An 18,279-nucleotide genomic window follows, 5' to 3' on the forward strand; every position below is an offset into this window, starting at 1 on the left:
CGTTGACGGACAGTGGGCCCCGGGGCCGATATGGCGCCCCGGCGTTGTGATGCCCTACGCCGCGCTTCGTCGCGCTTCCCCGATCAGCCGACGACCGGCGGCGTCCCCGGCCCGGTGGGGCCATTTCCGGTGTGAAGCCTTCGCCGAAAAATACCCCCGGGGGTACTTCTGTTACCGTGAAGTACATACCCCCGGGGGTAAGTGCCATAGGAAAGGATCAGCCGTGTTCTTCATCGACACCATCGAGGTGCCCGGCCTCGGCAACCGCAGCTATCTGGCGGGTGATGCGAACAGCGCCGTGGTGGTCGATCCGGCCCGGGACATCGACCGCGTCCTGGCCGCAGCCGCCCGGCGCGGTGTGCGCATCAGCCATGTCGTGGAGACCCACGTCCACAACGACTACGTGACCGGCGGGCTGGAGCTCGCCCGCACCACGGGTGCCGAGTACCTCGTACCGGCCGGTGCGAACGTCTCGTACCGACGGGTGCCCGTGGCCGACGGCGATCGCACCGAGATCGGCCCCGAGCTGGCCCTGAGAGCCGTGGCGACCCCGGGACACACCCCGCACCACACGGCGTACGTGCTTGAGGAGGCCGGGCGGCCCGTCGCGGCCTTCACCGGCGGATCCCTGCTGATCGGCACCGTCGGACGCCCCGACCTGGTGGAACCGCGGCTGACCGAGCAGCTGGCCCGGGCCCAGCACGCCTCCGCGCATCGACTCGCCCGGGAACTGCCCGACGAGACCGCCGTGCTGCCCACCCACGGCTTCGGCAGCTTCTGCTCGTCCTCGCAGGCCACGGGCGATGCGACCACCATCGGCACGGAACGCCGCGCGAACGAGGCGCTGACCCGGGACGCCGACACGTTCGTCGCCGAGCTGCTCGCCGGTCTCGACGACGTCCCCGCCTACTACACCCACATGGGTCCGATGAACGCCCGTGGCCCGGCCCCTGTCGACCTCTCCCCGCCCGCCGTCGCGGACGCCGATGAGATCGCCCGACGCCTCGCCGAAGGGGAGTGGGTCGTCGATCTGCGCAGTCGCATCGCCTTCGCCGCCGGCCATGTCGCCGGATCGCTGAACTTCGAGGCGGACGGACAGCTCGCCACCTATCTCGCCTGGCTGATCCCCTGGGGCAAGCCGGTCACGCTCCTCGCCGAGTCGGCCGAGCAACTCGCGGACGCCCAGCGCGAGCTGGTGCGCGTCGGCATCGACCGGCCCGCCGCCTCTGCCACCGGTACGCCCGAGGAGTGGGTGCGCGAGGGAGACCGACCGCGGTCCTTCCCTCGGGGCACCTTCGCCGATCTGGCCGCTGTCGACGGTTCGCCGGTGGTGCTCGATGTGCGCCGGGACTCCGAGCGCTCAGGCGCGTACATCGAGGGGTCGGTCCACATACCGGTGCACCAGCTGCGCGCGCGGCTCGCCGAGGTGCCGCCGGGCACGGTCTGGGTGCACTGCGCGGGCGGAATGCGCGCCGCCATCGCCGCCTCGATGCTGGACGCGGCCGGACGGGAGGTGGTCGCCGTCGACGACGGATTCGACGCCGCCCGAGCGGCCGGTCTGCCCCTGCGGGAGGGCTGAGGGATGCCCTTCTCGCACTTCACGACGGCCGGAACCCGTCGATGTACGGGCGGAGTGTTCGCGTACGCGGATGACGACGGCCGCCCGCCGGGCACCGCCGCCCTGTTCGACGTGCACGGCGAGGGCGGCTCGATCGCGTGAGCGCACTTCTTCTCGCGCTCGCCGCAGGAGGCGTCGTCGGGCTGGTGCTGGGCGCGCTGGGCGGCGGTGGCAGCGTGCTCGCCGTCCCGGCGTTGATCTACCTGCTGGGCTTCAGCCCGCTCGCGGCCACGACCGCGAGTCTGATCGTCGTCACCGTCACCTCGGCCGCCGCCCTGTTCGCACACGCCCGTGAGGGACAGGTGCGCTGGGGCACGGGCGCGGTCTTCGCCGCCGCGGGAATCGTGCCCGCCGCGATCGGCGGAATGATCGCCGGGGAGCTGCCGGCGGCGGTGCTGACCATGGCGTTCGCGGTGGTCGCCGCACTCGCCGCGCTGGCGATGCTTCGACCGTCGGCCCCCGTCGAGCTCGAAGGCGTCCGGGCGCGCTGGCCCGTGACCGTCGGTGCGGGCGGCGGACTCGGGGCACTGACCGGTGTCCTGGGCGTCGGCGGCGGCTTCCTCGCGGTGCCGGCCCTGGTGAAACCGGTCGGTCTGCGGATGCGCGCGGCCGTCGCCACCAGTCTGTTGGTGATCACGGTGAACTCACTGGCCGCGTTGGCGACCAGGGCGGGAACCGCCGAAGGGCTCGACTGGGCGGTCATGGCGCCGTTCACGGGCGCCGCGGTGCTCGGGGCGTGGGACGGGAAGCGGCTGGCGGCGAAGGTGTCGGGCCGGCTGCTCCAGCGGATCTTCGCGTACGTCCTGCTCGCCGTCGCCGCACTGATGCTCCTGGACGGCCTGCTGTGAACCGGCACCGCCCGAGCACGGGACCCGATCTAGGGTCTTTCTTTTGGATCAGGCTGGATCAGACACCGAGGCATACGAGCCCAGCAAGATCCGAAAGAGGGGGCCTAGGCGAGCGAGAGGAACAGCTTCTCCAGCCTGCCCATCATCTCGGCCCGGTCCTCCTCGGTCTTCTGGCCCGATTCGACGTCGGCAAGACACTGCTGGAGACCGGTGGCAATGATCGAGAAGCCCGCCCGGTCCAGGGCGCGCGAGGCGGCGGCGAGCTGCATCACGACCTCTGCGCAGTCACGGCCCTCCTCCAGCATCCGGATCACACCGGAGATCTGGCCCTGCACCCGGCGCAGCCGGTTGAGAACGGCCTTCAGTTCGGCTCCAGCGAGATCCAGTTCCACGACAACTCCTTGATCGATACCCCTAGGGGTATTTTACCCCTAGCTGCGCACCCATGAGTTTCCCCCGCGTCCCCCGGCGCACAGCAGCTCACGAGACGCCCAGCGGCTCAAGAAAGGACACAGCGATGAACACCACCCCCGCACTCGACATCGACCAGGCCCGCACCCGACTCGGTGAACTCACCGTGATCGACGTCCGCACCCCCGGAGAGTACGCATCGGGCCATCTGCCCGGCGCGCTCAACATCCCGCTCGACCAGCTCCGCAAGGCCCTGCCCGAACTCACCGAAGCCGGCCGCCGCGGGGAGATCCTCGTCGTCTGCGCCTCCGGTGCCCGCTCTGAGAGCGCCTGCGCCCTCCTGGCCGACAAGGGAGTGACCACCGCCACTCTCATCGGCGGCACCAACGCCTGGGCGGCCGGCGGTCACGACCTCGACCGGCCCGCTTCGGGTCCTGCCTGCGCCACGCGCAGCACCTGGTCGATGGAGCGGCAGGTGCGGTTCACCGCGGGCACGATCGTGCTGCTCGGCATTCTGCTGAGCCTGCTGCACCCGCTCTGGCTGGTGCTCTCCGCGGGGATCGCCGGCGGTCTGGTCTTCTCGGCGCTGACCAACACCTGCGGCATGGCCCTGATGCTTGCCAAGCTGCCGCACAACCGGCCCAAGTCGGCCGATCTGGGTGCCACCCTGGAGCGGCTGAGGCACGGCTGAGGTCTCGTCGCGCGGAGTGCGTGCGGAGTGCGTGCGGAGTTCACGCGGTTCGGATTTTTCATCCAGTTTCATCCAGTTTCATCCGGCTTCACCCGGTGAGCCGTAGCCGACCGCACCCGACAGTGGCCGACTCGGGCCCGTACCTCGTCGAGGGCCCGGGCGCGCGGCCCGGCCGCTGGGCGTCCCTGAGCGCTCCGCCGGCCGTCACCGACACCCCTTCGATGAAAGTTGTACCGACTTACCCACTTTTGCAGGGGTTTCGAAGGCCGGTGCCGGCGGGTAGACCTGGCGGCGTTGACGTTCGCGGCTTGGAGGCAGAGCACGATGGCGGTACAGGGCAATGTGAAGTGGTTCAACGGCGAGAAGGGTTTCGGGTTCATCTCGCAGGACGAAGGGCCCGATGTCTTCGTCCACTTCTCCGAGATCCAGGGCACCGGATACCGCCAGCTGGAGGAAGCCCAGCGCGTGGAGTTCGAGCTGGTGCAGGGCCCCAAGGGCCCGCAGGCGGGCAGCGTACGCGTCATCCAGGGCTGACCCTCCCCGGTCCGTACGCGCACGCGATGACCCGGATGCGCACCCGACGGCGTGGCGATCGGGTGGTGTGTGTCGAAGGTCCCGACGGTGATCCGTCGGGACCTTCGGCGTCGCACCGCCGGCTGAGAGCGCGATCGCCTGCCCTGTCTACTGGGGGAGGACCGGCGCCAGCGGGAGCTCACGGGCATCGGTGGTCGCCGGGCCCTGGCGGCCGGCACTCGGGATCAGCCCGCTCGGCCAGGGGCAGGGAGGTGCCACCCATCGGCTTGCGCACCCGTGACCAGCACGGTGTCCCGTAACCCAACTGCGGTGGCCCTCACGGCGGGATCACGACGGAGACGTTCACCGTGAGGCGAAAACGTGCCAAGGTGGCCGGATGACATCTCTGGGGGGTTGGTGATGGGAGAGCTCGGCAAGGGTGCGAACGCCTCGATCACGGGGATGCCGGTCACGGTGGAACTCCACTGGACCGGGGACCCGGTGGACCTCAGCGCCCTCCTGCTCCACGCGGACGGCAAGGTCGAGTCCGACGCGGACATGGTGTTCTTCAACCAACCGGAAGCGGGCGGTGGGGCCGTTCGACACCGTGCAGCCGACGCGGACGCACCCGAGCAGATCACGGTGGAGCCCGCGGCGCTGTCCGCATCCGTGACGCGCGTGGTCCTGGTGGGCAGTTGCGATCCGGGCGACGAGAACCGCACGTTCGCCGGGGTCACGGAGTTCTCCGTACGGGCGGTGCAGTCCGAGGCTGAGCCCGTGGTGTTCCCGGTGCCCGCGATGACGGAGGGGGAGCGGGCCGCCGTACTGCTGGAGTTCTACCGCAGGGGCGACGGCTGGAAGGTGCGTGCTGTCGGGCAGGGCTACCGCTCGGGCCTGGCGGGTGTGGCCACCGACTTCGGCATCCAGGTAGCCGATGAGCCCGCACCTGCGGAGTCGGCCCTGGTGGAGCCTGATCCCGTGGCGTCTGCCTCGGCCACCGGGCAGCCGCCCACGCTGAGCCCGGCCCTCACCGTCCCCCCTCTCGCCTCCCCGGCACCTACAGTGCCCGCAGCCTCGAACGTCGCACCCTCGCTCGGCCGGCTCAGCCTCGACAAGGGCGCCCAGGCCGTCGTCAGCCTCGACAAGAACGACCGCGGGGTGGAGATCGTCGCCACGCTCGTGTGGGACGGCGGGAGCGACGATCGACGGGAGCGCGGCGCGGACCTCGACTTCTACGCCCTCTTCGTCCCGGCGGATGAGGCGCTGCTGGGCGCACAGCAGGCCGGTACGAAGGCGTCCGCGGGCCATACCCCCAAGGGCAGCCCCTACCGGCCTCCGAGCGTCAGCCCGAACGCCGACCCGGTCGCCGACGAGGAGCCGGGGCGCGGAAGGTGGCTGCGCCGCAAGAAGAGGTTCGTCCGGACGGAAGAAGACCAACGGCACGTCGTCTACTACAACAACCTGGGTTCGGTGCAGGCCGAGCCGTACATCCTGCTGGACGGCGATTCCAAGATCCCGGGCCGTGAGGTGATCCGGATCGTGCGCCCGGACGAGCAGGGCTACGTGCTCCTGTGCGCCTACTCCGCACTGAGCAACGGCTCGGGCTCCTTCCGCAGCTTCGGCGCCCATGTCGTGATCGACGACGGCCGGGGCTCGGCGGTCACCGTTCCGCTGTACGAGGAGACGGAGACCTCGTACTGGGTGGCGATAGCGCTGGTGGACTTCACCGCGCCCGAAGGCGTGGCCGTACGGCACGTCGAGACGTACGGCTCCGAGGGGTCCGAGCGTCGGCCGGTGCTCCAACTCGACGGGGCGATCACGATGGACGCGGGGCGCGTGGAGTTCAAGGGGCTCTAGGGTTCGAGACCGTCCGGGGAGCGGTGGGTCTGAGGCGGACGCTCAGGGAGTGACGACGGGGAACGATGGATCGGTGGCGGTGGCCCGGGAGAGCAGACGTTCCAACAGTGCCTTGTCCCCTTCTGTCCACACCCCGTCCAGCCCCTTGCCGGCCAGGACGCCGAACAGTTGGGTTCTGCTCAACCGCAGGGTGAGTCCGGCGCTCCTGCTGGGCTTCCCCCGGATTTGGCGATGCGTCAGGGCGCCATGGCTCAGGGTGAGCCGGTACCGGCTCTGCTCGTCGGTCAGGACGAGGTCGATGGTGAGGTCGTCGTCCCAGGCGGCGGGCCCGTCGATGCGGATGGCGAGCGAGTCGAGCAGCATGGGGGTGGGTAGGGCGCTGATCATTTCGGCTCCGCCGGTGTCGATGTGCGCGGGTGCCTCTCCATGGCGCAACTCCTCGGCGGAGGCGAGGTAGAAGTTGCGCCAGGTGCCGTTCTCCGCACCCCGGCCGAGCCGGTCGTACACGTCGGCCAGGGTCTCGCGCGCCGCGGTTGCCGTGCCCGTGTCGCGTTCGTGCCCGGGTGTGGCGAAGACGACGTGGTTGAGGAGGGTGGCCGCGAACCGCAGATCGCCGGCGTCGACGTAGGCGCGCGCCTTGGCCAGTGCCTGCTCGGGGCCGCCGGCCACGTCCACGTACCGTTGGGCGAGTTCGACCGGCGGATGCTCCCACAGATGGGCGACGTTGCCGTCGAACCATCCCAGGTAGCGCTGGTAGACGGCCTTCACGTTGTGGGAGAGCGATCCGTAGTAGCCGCGGGCGTGCCAGGCCCGTTCCAGCGCGGGCGGCAGCCGGAGGACTTCGGCGATCTCCGCGCCGGTGAGCCCGTCGTTGAGGAGCCGAAGCGTCTGGTCGTGGAGATACGCATAGAGGTCCCGCTGTCCGTGGAGGAAGGTGACGACCTCGTCGTGCCCCCAGGTGGGCCAGTGGTGGGAGGCGAAGGCCACGTCGTAACGGCCTTCGAAGAACTCCACGGCCTCGTCGAGGTAGCGGGCCCAGACGCGTGCGTCGCGGACGACCGCACCGCGCAGCGTCAGGATGTTGTGCATGGTGTGGGTGGCGTTCTCGGCCAGGCACAGTGCCCGTAGATCCGGGAAGAGGAAGTTCATCTCGGCGGGTGCTTCGGTGCCGGGCGTCAGTTGGAAGATGATCCGGACCCCGTCCACGGTCTCTTCCTGCCCGGTCTCCGTGATGTCCACGGTTGGCGGGATCAGGGTGATGGTCCCGGTGGAGGTCGTCATGCCGAGCCCGGCGCCGATCTGCCCGTCGGGTGCCTTCGGGAGCCGGTCCCCGTACATGAAGACGGCCCTGCGGGTCATGGCGTTGCCGGCGTAGACGTTCTCGCTGACGGCGTGTTCCAGGAAGCCGACCGGGGCCAGGATGGGGACACCCGCCTCGGTGCCGTGGGGGAGGACTCCGCGGGCACCACCGAAGTGGTCGCCGTGCGAGTGGGTGTAGACGAGGCCGGTGACGGGTCGCTCGCCGCGGTGCGCCCGGTAGAGCGCAAGGGCGGCGGCAGCGGTCTCCGCGGAGATCAGCGGGTCGATCACGATGACTCCCCGGTCCCCTTCGACCAGGGTCATGTTGGAGAGGTCGAGCCCGCGCACCTGGTAGACGCCCGCGGTGACCTCGTAGAGGCCCTGACGGGAGCAGAGCTGGGCCTGTCGCCACAGACTCGGGTGGGCGGTGTCCGGACACTCACCGGCGAGGAAGGCGTAGGCGTCGTTGTCGTAGACGACCTGCCCCTGGGCGTCCTTGACGACGGCGGGGCTCAGGGCGGCGACGAAGCCCCGGTCGGCGTTGGCGAAGTCGGTGGTGTCGTCGAAGGCGAGGGCCGTCGGGTCCGACATGGCTGCTCCGTTCCCACGGTGGTCGATGCTCCGGCCGGTGCCGGTTCCCGCGCGTCCACGGCCCTTCGGCTCTGGGCCCGGCCCGGCCGCTCGGTGTCGAGGAGGTCGATGCGCCGTCTGCCCATCTCAACACCGAGCGCGGACGCCCGCACTCCGGGCCGTTCGCGGGGATGACTACTCCTCCTGCTCCTGCCGGGCGGCGATCCAGCGCCGGCCGTCCGCGACCGCCTTCTCCACCGGTGCGAACAGTTCGGGCTCGGCCGGTACGACCCCGCCCTCGCCCAGTTGTTCGCCCAGCCCGGAGTCTTCGAGGATCCGCGCCAGCGGCGGCTGCACTCCGGCGAGGACCAGACGGCCCCCGGCGGCGCTGATCCGGTGCGCGTAGCGGGCCAGGAACCCCACCAGCGTGGAGGACGGCACATCGGGCAGGGCGCGCACCACCAGGACCAACACGGCCCGCCGTGCTCCGTCGGGGGACGGAAGCCGGCTCTCGATCCGGGGGAGCTCGGCGAAGAACGACGAGCCCGCGTAGTCCACGACCGTCACCGTGTCCGGGGCGAGGTGCCGCGGCGGGGCGTCGACGCGCCAGCCGCCCGACTCCGTACGGTTCAGGGCGACCAGCTTCGCCTGGCGCGCGACCTGGACGCAGTACAACAGCAGCGACAGCACGGCACCGAGCACGATCGCCTGTTGGAGCGGGAGTTGGGTGGTGGCGAGGAAGGTCAGCACCATCGCGGCTGACGAGAGCCGGGAGGTGCGCAGCACCAGCCGCACGTCATGGCGCCGTCCCCAGATCAGCTCGCCCCCGATCACCAGGATCAGCCCGCCGATCACCGGCATGGGGATGTGTTCGGCGAGCGATCCGCACACCAGGACCACCAGGGCGAGGAAGACCCCCGAGACCACACCGGCCCAGCGGGTGCGGGCACCGGAACTCACCGCCACCCCCGTACGGGACAGCGATCCGCCCGAGGGCAGCGATTGGAAGAGTCCGCCGAGGAGGTTCGCGTACCCCTGGGCGCGGAAGTCGTCGTTGGCGTCGGAGCGGGAGCCGTCCGGATTGGGTTCGGCGGGGGCGATCCCCGCCGCCTGGGCCAGGGCGACGAGTGCGACGGACACCGCCCCGCCCGCCAGGGCCGGTACGGCGGAGAGGTCGGGTGCGGTGAAGGACGGCAGCGACGCCGGAATGCTGGCGATGCCGCCGACGAGTGCCACGTCCACGGAGAGGAGGGCAACTCCCGCACTCACCGCCACCATGGCGATCAGCAGCGCAACGGACCTCAGCCGCTGCACCGCCCGGGCGCCGACCCACACGGCGACGGTGACGGCCGTGACCGCGGTGGTCGTGCCCTGCCAGTCGGGCACGTGCACCAGCCAGTCGACGAGCTGGGCCAGTTTGTTCGGGTGCCGGGGCCGGTAGCCGGTGGCGTCCTTGAGGACACCGGTGATGATCTGGAGGGCGATTCCGGTGGAGAAGCCGATCATCACGGCGTTGGAGACGAACGTCATCACGGCGCCCAGCCGCAGCGCCCCCATCAGCATCACCACCCCGACCAGCAACGTCAGCGTGGCGATATGGCCGGCGTCCCGGGGGTCGAGTCCGGCATCGTCCAGGACGCTCTGCGAGGTCAGGGCGATGGCGCTGGTCAGGGTGGTGATCATCAGGACGGTACGGGAGGTCAGCGAGCCTACGATCGCGGGCACGACACCCGCGTACAGACCGGCCACGGGGTTGAAGCCGGCGATCGAGGCGTACGCCATGCCCTCCGGGATGGAGAACAGGCCGGTGACGGCACCCGAGCCGATGTCGGACGCGGTCGGTCCGCCGGGCCGACTGCGCTGACCGCCCGTCTTCCGCGGGCTGCGGGGCCATGACAGATGCACCCGGGCCCCCTTCGCCGCCGCTGTCGTCCCTGGTGAGCCTGCGGGCGGGTGGGGGCGGGCGCGAGCGGAGGGGTGCCGGGCGAGTGATCCGCGGCGGGGGCGGTGACGGTGCCGTTGGGGCGGTTCTTGCGGTACGGGACGGGTCCCGGGTGCGCGCGAAGCGAAGAGAAGTAAAGAATCCTTGACGTGATGTAAAGAGAGTCATACCTTCTTCATGTCAGGTTTGCTTTACATGCCGGTCTGGTCCGACTGCCTGGCCCGACCGTCTCGCACCACTGCCTGAGACGAGGGCTCCGTACGACCGTCGCGCGCGAACGGCCGTGCACGGCTGTTCCGTACCGACGACTCCACACAACTGCTCCACACAACTGCTCCGTACAACTACTCCGTATGAAGGGGGACGCGTGGCGCACGAGGAGAAACGCGCTTGGATCATGGGAGGGATCGCGATCGTCGGCTATGCCGTCTACCTGGTCGTCGTCCTCCAACGAGCGAGCGATCGACCGCTGACCGAGGTGGCGTACGCGGCGCCCCTGCTGTGGGTCGTCGGCGCGGCGATCGCCCTGGCCATCGCCCTCGACATCGCATTGGGGATCACCTCGCGGTGCGGGACCGCCAGGGTGGACCAACGCGACCGGGAGATCAGCCGCTTCGGCGACCACGTGGGTCAGTCCTTCGTCGTCCTCGGCGCGATCGCCGTCCTTGTGATGGCCCTCGCCGAACTGGACCACTTCTGGATCGCCAACACCATCTACCTGGCGTTCGTCCTCTCCGCCGCGCTGGGCTCCGCCGCCCGGATCGGCGCCTACCGACGGGGCTTCCACCCGTGGTGAAGCCGACCCGCATCACCAACGCCATCCGCACCCTGCGCTTCGCACGGGACGAGATGACCCAGGCCGAACTGGCCGACCGCATCGGGGTCACCCGTCAGACGGTCATCGCCATCGAGAAGGGCCGCTACTCGCCCTCGCTGGAGATGGCGTTCCAGATCGCCCGGGTGTTCGCCGTTCCGCTCGATCAGGTCTTCCAGTACCCGGACGACGAAGAGGAGCCCTCGTGAAAGCAGTGCTGCAAGACGCGTACGGACCGGCCGACGTACTGAAGCTCCAGGACGTCGAACGACCCACCGTCCAAGCCGGCGAAGTGCTCGTCCGCGTAGAGGCAGCCGCCCTCGACGCGGGCGTCTGGCACCTGATGACCGGCCGGCCCCTGCTGCTGCGACTGATGGGCTTCGGACTGCGTCGGCCATCCGTCCGTATCCGCGGCAGGGAAGTCGCCGGACGCGTGGAGGCCGTCGGCTCCGGAGTCACCCGCTGTCGACCGGGGGACGAGGTGTTCGGCTTCTGCGAGGGCTCGTTCGCCGAGTACGCCAGCGCACCTGAGGACCGCTTCGTCGTCAAACCGCCGAACCTCCCACTCGACCGGGCCGCCGCCCTCCCCATCTCCGGCGTCACCGCACTCCAAGCCCTGCGCGACAGCGGACGCGTACGCCCCGGGCAGCGGGTCCTGATCATCGGAGCGGGAGGAGGCGTGGGGACCTTCGCCGTGCAACTGGCGAAGTCGATGGGCGCCACCGTCACCGGAGTGTGCAGCACCGCCAAGACCGAACTGGTCCGGTCCCTCGGCGCCGCCGAGGTCATCGACTACACCCGGGAGGGCTTCGCCGAACGACCCGAGCGCTACGACCTGATCGTCGACACAGCCGGCGGTCGACCCCTGTCCGTGCTCCGCCGCGCCCTCACCCCCCGCGGCACGCTCGTCATCGTGGGCAGCGAAACCGACGGTCGACTGCTCGGCGGCACGGACCGGGTGCTGCGCGCCCTGCTCCTCTCCCCCTTCGTACGCCACTCACTGCGCGGCCTGTTCTCGGTGGAGCGGACGGAGGACCTCCAGACCCTGGCCGACCTCGTCGCCGCCGGGGACCTCGTTCCCGTCGTCGATCGCACCTTCCCGCTGGACCAGGTGCCCGAGGCGATCGCCCACCTCCGGGACGGCCGGGCCTGCGGCAAGATCCTCATCACCCCCTGACGAGCGGTGCCCGCCGGCCCCACCGCGGACGGCGATCACGCCTTCACCACACTTTTGAACACGGGCGGCGATCACGCCTTCGCGGCCTTCACCCTGCCCACGCGAATCGCTTCCACCAGGGCCTCGTGATCCCGCTCGTTCTGGTCCGCGTACGCCTCCGCGAAACCGGTCACCGCACGGTCGAAGACGTCCCCGCCACCGAGATAGCCGGCGATGGCGATCCGGTCACCGGACCGGGCATGCGCACGCGCCAACGTCTGTCCGCAGAGCTCGCCGAAGAGACGCATCCCGCGGGGCACCATGATCTGCGGCGTCACGATGCCCTTCCAGTCGTGCAACTGCCTTACGTAGAAGTCCCGTTGCTGACTATCCGCCCCCTTCACCCGGTCCCACCCGAGAAAGACGTCCCCCACCGCCTGCATGAGCCGCTGCCCCGCCACGACCCGCTGCCCCTGGTTGTCGTACGCGCTCTCGCCCACGTGCGCGGCCAGCACCGAACGGTCCGCCTCCTTCGCCTGGAGGATCAACGGATCCCCCGCGTCCTTGCCGAGCAGCAGCAGAATCCAACAGCGCGTCCCCACACTGCCCACACCCACCACCTTCCGGGCGATGTCGACCAGGTGGTACTGACGCAACAAATGCCGACGCTCGGTCGACAGGCTCTGCGCGTAGCGGTCCACCAACGCATGGAGTTCGCCGACCAGATCGTCGCGCCTGGCCCCCTGCAACACATCGTCGATGGGCACGACCAGCGGCGGATCCGGAGTGAACCGGCGCTCGATCCCCTGAAGCCGGGTGAGCTTCTCGAACGCCTGGATGCTGTCGCGGGTCCGCGCCTTCGCCATGGTCTTGCGCAGTCGCTGCCTGCCTCGTGCATCGAGCCGCTGGTCCGCCAGCGCTTGGAGCTGCTCCATGTCGCCGTGTGCGTACCAGACGTCGAGGTTCCCCATCCCGGCGAGGAACCGCATTCGCTCCCGGTACGCCCGCACCGCCGCCCGCACCACGTCCGCCCGCTCCTTCGTGGAGTACCCGTTCTCCCGACCGGCGATCACCAGACTGGTGGCGAGGCGTTTGACGTCCCACTCCCAGGGGCCCGGCAAGGTCTCGTCGAAGTCGTTGATGTCGAAGACCAAACGCCGCTCCGGCGACCCCAACAGCCGGAAGTTCAGCAGGTGCGCATCCCCGCAGAGCTGCGCCGAGAGCCCGGAACGGGGAGTGGAAGCCAGATCGAGGGCCATGATCGCGGCTGCGCCCCGATAGAACCGGAACGGCGACTCGGCCATCCGGCCGTAGCGGATGGGGATCAACTCCGGCACCCGGGAGGCCGACTGCTCCTCGACCACGTCCACCGGATCCGCCCGCCCCTCGGCGGGGGTGAACCCGGCATGACTCGACCTCGGCACCTCCTGCCGGGCCGCCCTGCCCAGATCCGCCCGCTCCCGCGGCGACAACCGCATGGACGGACGCAACACGTCCGATACGGATTTCCCACTGCCCTTGGCCATGGAGCGCTCCTCCGGTCCGAGCGCGAACCGGTGGGAAGCCTGCCAGCCCCGGCCGCCCCACCCATTATCCGACGCACAGAACAGCCCGCACCTCGACCGCCCGCAGCTCGGGCCGATCGGCTGCGCTGCACACCCGCTGCCAGCGAGCCGCCCGCCCGCCGGTGCCTCGGCCGTGTGGGTGCGTCGAGAGCTACACCGTCACTCTCGGCTCAGCGAACTGCTGATCGTGGAGGTCACGTCGCCCGCCATGAACCGGCCTCGGAAACCCAGACCGCTACGACGTTCCGCTGCTCACGCTCGGCTGACCGGAAAGAGCCGGCGCAGCCAGGGGTGGTGGGGCGCGACCACCTTGATCGCGTCCGCCAGCCAGGCGCGAGCCGTAGCGTCGAGCAGCGGCAGTACCGCTTCGAAGTCGGTCTCGTCCTTGTCCCGGGTCGCCTTTGCCTTGTAGAAGAGCTGCACCTCGGGCGCGAGATACGGGAGGCCCGCGGCGCTCGTTCGCCCGAGCCGGTCGATCGGGAGCCGGATTGCCAGGGTGCGCCGCGAGACCCACTGGGTGCCCTCGACCTCGTCCAGCATGAGCTGCAACGACCAGGGCGCCTCGGGCGTGCGGCGGCACCAGATGTCGTGGAGCGGCGACCGAAGGACCTCTCCAGGACGCCACGGTCGCAACTTCCCCTGCCCGGGAGGATCCGCCACGTGCAGGTCCCAGTCGGCCAGCAGCTCACGTACGAAGGCCTGGTCACGCCGGAGGACGAGGACGTCCAGATCGCCGTGTGCGCGCAGCTCACGGCCGACCGCGCATTCGATCGCGTAGCCACCGGCGATCCACCACGGGAAGTCCGCCTCGGCGAGGACCGCGGCCACGTACTCGGGGCGCTCCGGCACCCAGCGTCCCAACACGTCAGCACTCACCGGCCCATACTCCCAGTGAACGAACGGGTGGGCGGGCGGAAGCGAAGGCCGATGTCACACCTTCTCGATGACGATCCTATCGGGGACCAGCCGTTCGAAGTCGTCCATGTCTGGGGTCTTCATGTCGCTAGCCGGGCCTTCAACGTTGGTGCCCGGTGAGGCACTGGCGGAGGATATGAGATTCGAATTCGTGAGGGGTTGCCCCCAACACGCTTTCCAAATGTTCGCTCGCCGTTCGGCAACAGTCGTGGGCGTCTGGACCTGTGGCGGAGCCGGCGGCTACAGGATTGGTGAACTGTGGTGAACACCTGCGAATGAGACCAGAACTGAGACCAGGCGCTCGTTCATTTACCGGACACCGGGCCGTACCACTGCATGGCTTGACCGGTGATTGCGGCGATACATTCGAAGTCGTGGTCGCGGTGCAGGAGGGTCAGCCCCTGGAGTTCCGCTGTGGCAGCGACGACGAGGTCAACAGCTCCCGCACTGCGGTGCTGACCGCGTTGGGTCAGCAGCTCCTGAACCCGCCAGGCGCGGTCGTACGCGCGGTCATCGACGGGCACCCAGCCGAACAGCAGCCGCATGTCCTCGATGCCGCGCGCACGGTCCGCGGCGGAGCGGGCGCTGTAGAAGAACTCCAGCTCGGTAACAGGGCAGGTCGCGATGAGCCCTGCTGTGGCGGCCTGATCCCATCCGTACTGTTCGGCGTCGTCGCGGAAGAATCGGGCGAGCGCACTTGTGTCGATCAGGAACTGTGCCGCGCTCACCGCCGGTAGTCCCTTTTCTCCTCGAAGGCGTTCAGATCGAAGGCGCCTTCGCCCGCTGCGGCCCGCAGCCGAGTGAGAGCGAGAGCCCGTCGGCGGTTGTCGAGCACTTCGCGCAGGGCGGTGTTTACCGTCTCCTTCTTGGTGCCGGTCCCCAGTGCCTGAGCCACGTCGGCCAGCAGCTCGTCGTCGAGATCGATCACTGTGCGACTCATCGATGACCTCCTGAGATATCAACTATGGCATCGAGTGTATCGCATATGAGGTATCGCTGTGTGATGCCAGGCCGCGGGTGCCCCGGGCGGGATGATGACCGATCTATGTTGAAGGGCTTCACAAGATGAGTCATAGATGTGAGGTGAGGGAGGTATGATTCGTGGCTATTTTATGGTCTTTTAGAGAGATGTATTAGGGTGATTTGCCGGCGCTTTCCGTGCTGAACTGCGTTCAAGGGAGTGTTGTGTCTCAGTGAGCACTGCAATGCGCAGTTGCTGCCACATGGCTGCCCTCCCTAACATCACAGCCATCGGATCCGCTGCATTGGCGGTTCGCGCGGTCGAACGGGGCAGCATGAGAATCACGAGATACCAGCAGCAGCAGTTGGTGTCGAGGGCAGCTATCGCAGAAATGGCCGGCGTGCAGCGCTCGGCGATCACCAATTGGGAGCGCAGGTACACGGACTTCCCGAGCCCTACGCGAGCCGGTGGCACCGACTACTACTACTTGTCCGACGTGCTCACCTGGCTGAAGGGCCGCTCGGTTCCGCCGAGGGCGCGGCGGGAGGATGAGAGGGAAGATGCCACGTACGCCGATCGGGCTCGGACTGCTCTTATCGCGGCGTCAGAGGCCGAGGCGGTAGAGGACCTCGAAGCGGAGGGCTTTTCGGCTGCCCGAGATACTGCAGGTGATGAGACCGACGGCGAGCACCTCCGTTTAGCCGACATCCTCTTCCGTGAGCAGGACGAGGGGCACTGGGGCTCGGGGTCGCGAGTCAGCTTCCTGTATCTGCTGTTTTCCCTTGTCTACCTGAGGTGGGCCCAGCGGAGGAGGTGGGCAGTGGTGCGGCGGGCCGCCGCACAAGGTCAGGCGGGAACGCGCATCCACAGGTTCCTGCCCGCAGTTGCGCAGCAGGTCGAACAGACTCTCGCGGCGCAAGGTGTGACCAGTGCCATGGCAGTAAGGCTTGAGGACCTCAACCCCCGTAGCCCTCAAGCCATCGTCCGCCTTCTGGACAAGATCGAAAGTTCAGGGCGCGGAGTTTTTACAGAACTGTTGGGCCACCACGCTCTTGCGGCCGGGCTGGGAAGCCGTGATGCCTTCACCCCGCCAGGTGTCGCACGTCTTCTGGCAGCGCTGCTCGGGGAGAGCTCTGCGGCTCAAAGCCTGTACGACCCGAACGGCCGGGGCGGCGAGCTCCTGTCAGCCGTATTGGCCGCCAGACCGGAGCCGGGGAATGAGGCCGGTGGAGGGATTCCGGTTGTCACGATCGGGAGTGCCCATCCGGAGACGCGCGACCTCGCGGCCATGAATCTCATGGTGCACGGTGCTCGTCCGGAGTTGCTGAACCTTACAGGCGCGACCCGCCCCTGGACGGAGATGCCCCGGCGTCGCCGGGCGGATCTCGTTCTCACTAATCCGCCGTTCAATGTTCCTGCGGTGCCGGTTGATGCCGACTGGTGGACCTACGGAGAACCACCGGCGTCCAACGCCAACCTGGCGTGGCCTCAGTACGCGGTCATGTCCCTCAACGAGGGTGGCCGGGCTGCTGTCCTCATGCCCAACAGCGCTGCCACCTCCTCGAATCTCAAGGAGCAGCGCATTCGGCACGCCTTGGTGGATCGCGGAGCCGTGGAATGCGTCATCGCGCTGCCGGCCAAGATGTTCAGCGCAACCACGATCTCTGTCAATGTCTGGATCCTGAAGCCAGAAGCGCAGGAACGGAGTTCGGGAGAGGTTCTGTTCATTGACGCCTCCGGCCTGGCAACCAAGGTATCCAGGAAGCTGTCCGTTCTGGAGGCTGACGACTGTGCGCTTATCGCGGCTGCCTACCACTCGTGGCGTGGGACGGGCGGAAACGACGCGGTCCTCCCGGATTCCCGGCTTCCTTGCGCGGCAGTCCGGAGAGACGCCGTCAACGCAGCCGGCTCCTCGTTGCGCCCTGCCGACTACGCACGGCCCGCTAGGCGTTCGAACGTAGACACAGAAGAGCTGACAGATCCCCACGGCGCTCTGCTGAGGTCCCGGGAGGAGGCCGGGCGGGCCGATGTCCTGGCCGACTCCCGAGTTGCCGGGTTCCGGCAAGTTGACGGCGGGCTCGGTCTGCTGATCAACACCGCACCAGATGACTGGGAATGGCGGAGCCTCGGCGAGTTGTGCGAGCTCCAAGCAGGCCCCTCTCCGTCACTGTTGCCGAAGGATGCCTACGTGCCCGGGGGTGTGGTGCCGGTTGTCCAGCCGAAGCATCTGCGCGATCGCCGGGTCGCCGATGTGCGCGGTACGGCTGTTCCGTACGACAAAGCGCAGAGGTTGCGGCGCTTCGCCCTGCAGGAGGGAGACATTCTGTGCGCTCGAACGGGCACGGTGGGGCCTGTGGCGCACGTGGGGGCAGACCAGGTGGGCTGGTTGTTCGGCAGTAATCTGATCCGCCTTCACCGGTTCGTGCCCGAGGTCTGCCCCGCTTACCTGTTGGCCTACCTCTCGCTCTCACGGACCACCGAGTGGATCAAGAGCCGCTCCGAGAAGACCACAGTCCCTTCAATCAGCAAAGCCGACCTTCAGGCGCTGCCGGTTCATCTGCCCGCATGGTCCGAGCAGAAGCGCATCGCTGGGGCACTCGAGGCGCTTGACGAGCAGATCGCCAGGCACTTGGAGGTCGCGCGGGTAGCTACCCAGGTGCACAAGGAGCTTGCCGAGCAACTGGTCGGACTTGTCGCCCTCCAAGGCCCGACTGCGCCTGCCTCAGCTGACACCTTCCCCGAAAGGACCTCCCGATGAGTGGCCTGCCCCCCGCCGCGAGGTTCGCGTGGCTCCTGGTCGTCCTGCTGTTCTCTGCCGTTGTCGCGTTAGCGGCCTTCATCCTGAAGACGCGCACCGGAACACGAGCAGCCGACGCTGCCCTCGTGGCAGGCTCGGCGTTCGCAGGCAGCGTGATCCTGAGTCTCGGCCTGATCGCTGCGGCCATCGGCGTGTGACCGCCAACGTCGAAGGGCCCCGCAGTAAGCTGCGGGGCCCTTCGACGTATTGCCCAGTGAGAGCAATGGCGGAGGATACGAGATTCGAACTCGTGAGGGGTTGCCCCCAGTACGCTTTCCAAATATTCGTCTGGCTGTTCAAAGATGGTCACGCACGTCCTGAC

Annotated in this window: 18 protein-coding genes; 11 read left to right on the forward strand and 7 right to left on the reverse strand. The window is 68.7% G+C overall.

Features of this window, described 5'->3' with window-relative positions; all coding sequences use genetic code 11:
* Positions 1-223: 223 nt before the first annotated feature.
* The 3 genes from ABZ348_RS10870 to ABZ348_RS10880 are packed head-to-tail and all read left to right on the forward strand — an operon-like array spanning position 224 to position 2,466.
* Complete coding sequence (locus ABZ348_RS10870) at positions 224-1,579, forward strand: MBL fold metallo-hydrolase (protein WP_358931489.1); 1,356 nt, start codon at positions 224-226, stop codon at positions 1,577-1,579.
* Between the two features lie 3 nt (positions 1,580-1,582).
* Complete coding sequence (locus ABZ348_RS10875; RefSeq protein WP_358931491.1) at positions 1,583-1,720, forward strand: hypothetical protein; 138 nt, start codon at positions 1,583-1,585, stop codon at positions 1,718-1,720.
* Positions 1,717-2,466, forward strand: a complete 750-nt coding sequence (locus tag ABZ348_RS10880) for a sulfite exporter TauE/SafE family protein (RefSeq protein WP_358931493.1) — start codon at positions 1,717-1,719, stop codon at positions 2,464-2,466. The genes ABZ348_RS10875 and ABZ348_RS10880 overlap by 4 nt, the downstream gene beginning before the upstream one ends.
* Positions 2,467-2,570: 104 nt before the next feature.
* Here ABZ348_RS10880 and ABZ348_RS10885 read toward each other — a convergent pair whose 3' ends face one another.
* Entirely contained in the window at positions 2,571-2,858 is a 288-nt protein-coding gene (locus tag ABZ348_RS10885) for a metal-sensitive transcriptional regulator (RefSeq protein WP_358931494.1), read from the reverse strand.
* A 125-nt stretch (positions 2,859-2,983) separates the two neighbouring features.
* Between ABZ348_RS10885 and ABZ348_RS10890 the strand changes: the two genes are divergently transcribed.
* The 3 genes from ABZ348_RS10890 (at position 2,984) to ABZ348_RS10900 (ending at position 5,938) form a co-directional block, all read left to right on the forward strand.
* Positions 2,984-3,568: a rhodanese-like domain-containing protein gene (locus ABZ348_RS10890; RefSeq protein WP_358931496.1), complete on the forward strand. Its 585-nt coding sequence runs from the start codon at positions 2,984-2,986 to the stop codon at positions 3,566-3,568.
* A gap of 324 nt (positions 3,569-3,892) precedes the next feature.
* On the forward strand, positions 3,893-4,102 hold the full coding sequence (locus ABZ348_RS10895) for a cold-shock protein (protein WP_358931498.1): 210 nt from the start codon (positions 3,893-3,895) through the stop codon (positions 4,100-4,102).
* A 399-nt stretch (positions 4,103-4,501) separates the two neighbouring features.
* Positions 4,502-5,938 carry a TerD family protein gene (locus ABZ348_RS10900; RefSeq protein ID WP_358931500.1) on the forward strand — a complete coding sequence of 479 codons (1,437 nt, stop codon included), beginning with the start codon at positions 4,502-4,504 and terminating at the stop codon, positions 5,936-5,938.
* Between the two features lie 42 nt (positions 5,939-5,980).
* Here ABZ348_RS10900 and ABZ348_RS10905 read toward each other — a convergent pair whose 3' ends face one another.
* Both ABZ348_RS10905 and ABZ348_RS10910 read right to left on the reverse strand, forming a co-directional pair.
* A complete protein-coding gene (locus ABZ348_RS10905) occupies positions 5,981-7,828 on the reverse strand; it encodes an alkyl sulfatase dimerization domain-containing protein (RefSeq protein WP_358931502.1) in 1,848 nt (615 codons plus the stop codon).
* 174 nt (positions 7,829-8,002) lie between these two features.
* On the reverse strand, positions 8,003-9,712 hold the full coding sequence (locus ABZ348_RS10910) for a SulP family inorganic anion transporter (RefSeq protein ID WP_358931504.1): 1,710 nt from the start codon (positions 9,710-9,712) through the stop codon (positions 8,003-8,005).
* Between the two features lie 404 nt (positions 9,713-10,116).
* Here ABZ348_RS10910 and ABZ348_RS10915 point away from each other — a divergent pair, with 404 nt between their 5' ends.
* The 3 genes from ABZ348_RS10915 to ABZ348_RS10925 are packed head-to-tail and all read left to right on the forward strand — an operon-like array spanning position 10,117 to position 11,740.
* Positions 10,117-10,545 carry a hypothetical protein gene (locus tag ABZ348_RS10915; RefSeq protein WP_358931506.1) on the forward strand — a complete coding sequence of 143 codons (429 nt, stop codon included), beginning with the start codon at positions 10,117-10,119 and terminating at the stop codon, positions 10,543-10,545.
* Positions 10,539-10,772, forward strand: a complete 234-nt coding sequence (locus ABZ348_RS10920) for a helix-turn-helix transcriptional regulator (protein WP_358931508.1) — start codon at positions 10,539-10,541, stop codon at positions 10,770-10,772. Before ABZ348_RS10915 ends, ABZ348_RS10920 begins: the two co-directional genes overlap by 7 nt.
* A complete protein-coding gene (locus ABZ348_RS10925; protein WP_358931510.1) occupies positions 10,769-11,740 on the forward strand; it encodes an NAD(P)-dependent alcohol dehydrogenase in 972 nt (323 codons plus the stop codon). Before ABZ348_RS10920 ends, ABZ348_RS10925 begins: the two co-directional genes overlap by 4 nt.
* Before the next feature lie 71 nt (positions 11,741-11,811).
* Here ABZ348_RS10925 and ABZ348_RS10930 read toward each other — a convergent pair whose 3' ends face one another.
* The 4 genes from ABZ348_RS10930 to ABZ348_RS10945 all read right to left on the reverse strand — a co-directional run bounded on the left by ABZ348_RS10930 (position 11,812) and on the right by ABZ348_RS10945 (position 15,139).
* Positions 11,812-13,245 (reverse strand): DUF2252 domain-containing protein, encoded by a 1,434-nt coding sequence (locus ABZ348_RS10930; RefSeq protein ID WP_358931512.1) that lies wholly within the window; start codon positions 13,243-13,245, stop codon positions 11,812-11,814.
* A gap of 291 nt (positions 13,246-13,536) precedes the next feature.
* Positions 13,537-14,160, reverse strand: a complete 624-nt coding sequence (locus tag ABZ348_RS10935; RefSeq protein ID WP_358931514.1) for an amino acid transporter — start codon at positions 14,158-14,160, stop codon at positions 13,537-13,539.
* A 344-nt stretch (positions 14,161-14,504) separates the two neighbouring features.
* A complete protein-coding gene (locus tag ABZ348_RS10940) occupies positions 14,505-14,927 on the reverse strand; it encodes a PIN domain nuclease (protein ID WP_329231000.1) in 423 nt (140 codons plus the stop codon).
* Positions 14,924-15,139: a type II toxin-antitoxin system VapB family antitoxin gene (locus ABZ348_RS10945; protein ID WP_329231001.1), complete on the reverse strand. Its 216-nt coding sequence runs from the start codon at positions 15,137-15,139 to the stop codon at positions 14,924-14,926. Before ABZ348_RS10945 ends, ABZ348_RS10940 begins: the two co-directional genes overlap by 4 nt.
* A gap of 355 nt (positions 15,140-15,494) precedes the next feature.
* Between ABZ348_RS10945 and ABZ348_RS10950 the strand changes: the two genes are divergently transcribed.
* A complete protein-coding gene (locus ABZ348_RS10950; RefSeq protein ID WP_358931516.1) occupies positions 15,495-17,918 on the forward strand; it encodes an N-6 DNA methylase in 2,424 nt (807 codons plus the stop codon).
* Positions 17,915-18,115, forward strand: coding sequence for a hypothetical protein (locus tag ABZ348_RS10955; protein ID WP_358931518.1), 201 nt, complete (start codon positions 17,915-17,917; stop codon positions 18,113-18,115). The genes ABZ348_RS10950 and ABZ348_RS10955 overlap by 4 nt, the downstream gene beginning before the upstream one ends.
* The last annotated feature ends 164 nt before the right edge of the window (positions 18,116-18,279 follow it).

Source organism: Streptomyces sp. NPDC005963 (assembly GCF_040638655.1).
In the GTDB taxonomy this organism is placed as follows: domain Bacteria; phylum Actinomycetota; class Actinomycetes; order Streptomycetales; family Streptomycetaceae; genus Streptomyces.